This is a genomic window from Streptosporangium sp. NPDC003464 (assembly GCF_053588315.1).
The window spans coordinates 1-1,832 of record NZ_JBSFPS010000530.1 but is presented as its reverse complement, the minus strand read 5'-3'; the positions used below and the strand labels follow the sequence as shown (position 1 = coordinate 1,832).

Sequence of the window (1,832 nt, the reverse complement as noted above, 5' to 3'; positions counted from 1 at the left end):
TCTGACGGCCACGGCGGCCTGAGCCGGTGCGGGTTGTACGGCCAGCACCGATAAGAGGGAAATAACAATGAATGTGATGAATTGGGGGGTTTTTGCCTTGTCGGCACGCACCCGCCCGGGCCGGGTGCGCGGCCGCCCGGGCCCGAGGCGGGGCACCCGGATACGGCCCGGAACGGCCTCGAACTGCGGGGCGTCGCCACGCTGCCCGGCCGTGATCACGATCGACATTGGCTGCTGGCCCTGATCGACAGCCAAGTGCCGTCCCGCTGCCAGCGCCGGACAAGTCGTACACCCGACCCCACGGCCCATACTCCTCAGGCATGTCCCGCCACGGGATGCCGGCGCGGACCCGGAACCGTATGCCCTCGATCAACTGCCGCCGAGGCCATACCGGCGGCCGACCGGGCTTCTTGTTCTTCGCAACAGCGGCCCCAGCACCGCCCACTGCTCGTCCGTCAGATCCCCGCGCACCACAAACCGTGATCTTCCCACGGCCAAGATCCACTTTCGGCACACGCTGACTCGTTCGGCCCACGCCGGTAAGCGAACCCGAGAATGCCCTCTGTCAGCAGGAAGAGGCAGGACCAAGCGATTCGATCCAGGACGCGAAGTCCGCGGACACGACGTCGAAGTCCGCAGGCTCCAGATCGCCCAGACCGGAGGAGAACACGGCGGAGTCCCGGTCATCGGCACGCAGGAGGAATCCGCGGCCACCACTGTCATCACCGACGAGGAGGAATCCCGGTGCATACCGCGCGACTTCGTAAGTGGCGTTGCGTTCACCGATGTCCCCTGCCGAGTACACCGCGACACCGGACTCTGTGTGAAAGCCGTCCCTCACGCTCCACAGTGCCACCAGCGGAGCTGGAAGGCTCATCGCCGTCTCGGCCCGCGCCCGCATCACATCGTCCGGCGTTGCCGCCGCCGGCCTCGGAACCGACCCCGCCACCCTGCACCCCTCCCGACAGACTCCGGCCGCCCTGACAAGCGGCGGCACAGCCACTCCCACCAGGACCGCTCCCAAGCAAACCACTGCAACCGGCCGACGGCGGCCCCAACATGATCACGATCTGCGGCTGAAGTACTACGGAGAACGCACGCCGGACACGTCCCCGCCGTCACATGTGTCACTGCGGGCCATGATGGCGGCGAGCCGGGCAGACCACTCGCGTTCGGCGATGACGAGGCCGCCCTCCAACGTCTCGACGAGCAACGTCCGGCTCACCGACACCACCGTCGGCTCACGCCGGGCCTCGGTGCCCCAGGCGGGACCGCCTCCATCGCGTACCCGACAGGCGAGGTGCACCCGGTCCCCGTCAGGGAACGCGAACGCTGTCACCTCGTCGGTGCACTCCCCCCACTCCAGGAACACACCGTGCGAGTGCCGCCTCGGCCCCAGGTGAGGCCTCGGTACTGGCGTCGTCGTACATCCAGCTCTCGGCAATGCGGAAGGACTCAGACGGCGAGGTGAACCCCACCGGCGGCGCAGTCGGCGTGCGGAAGCGGCGGAGCTCGTCCTTGAGCTTCTTGACCAACAGCGGCGGATAGAACGCGTTGTCCCACGTGTTCACATGGAGCCCGCCGACGAAGACGTCGACGCACAGCAGCCCCGGGTCCTGTTCGACGTGGAACTCCAAACCGAATCCGGTCCGCGCCCCGAACAACATGGCGACCTCCCCAGCCCTGGCGCGACACCCATCACGGCCCAACCCTATTGATCCACTTTCGATACACGGCCTAGGTGTAATGACCACGGACGTTGAGAACGCAGGGCGACACGGTCTGTGGATCGTTGAAGAGTGAAGGGCCTGCGGGTTCGGTGTGGATTGCGA

At 67.0% G+C, this 1,832-nt stretch carries 3 protein-coding genes and 2 pseudogenes; all 5 read right to left on the bottom strand.

The window, feature by feature from the left end; all coding sequences use genetic code 11:
- A pseudogene (locus ACWDS7_RS48225) lies at positions 1-255 on the bottom strand (hypothetical protein); the annotation flags it as partial.
- A 40-nt stretch (positions 256-295) separates the two neighbouring features.
- Positions 296-445: pseudogene (locus tag ACWDS7_RS48220) on the bottom strand (transposase); the annotation flags it as partial.
- A 120-nt stretch (positions 446-565) separates the two neighbouring features.
- A complete protein-coding gene (locus tag ACWDS7_RS48215) occupies positions 566-1,024 on the bottom strand; it encodes an SMI1/KNR4 family protein (protein WP_451934790.1) in 459 nt (152 codons plus the stop codon).
- Positions 1,025-1,084: 60 nt separating this feature from the next.
- Positions 1,085-1,225: a hypothetical protein gene (locus ACWDS7_RS48210; RefSeq protein WP_451934789.1), complete on the bottom strand. Its 141-nt coding sequence runs from the start codon at positions 1,223-1,225 to the stop codon at positions 1,085-1,087.
- A gap of 91 nt (positions 1,226-1,316) precedes the next feature.
- A complete protein-coding gene (locus ACWDS7_RS48205) occupies positions 1,317-1,667 on the bottom strand; it encodes a hypothetical protein (protein ID WP_451934788.1) in 351 nt (116 codons plus the stop codon).
- Between the last annotated feature and the right edge of the window lie 165 nt (positions 1,668-1,832).

Coding starts and splice junctions, on each gene's coding strand:
- ACWDS7_RS48205 (WP_451934788.1), bottom strand. CDS start 1,667: ATGTTGTTCGGGGCGCGGACCGGATTCGGTTTGGAGTTCCACGTCGAA.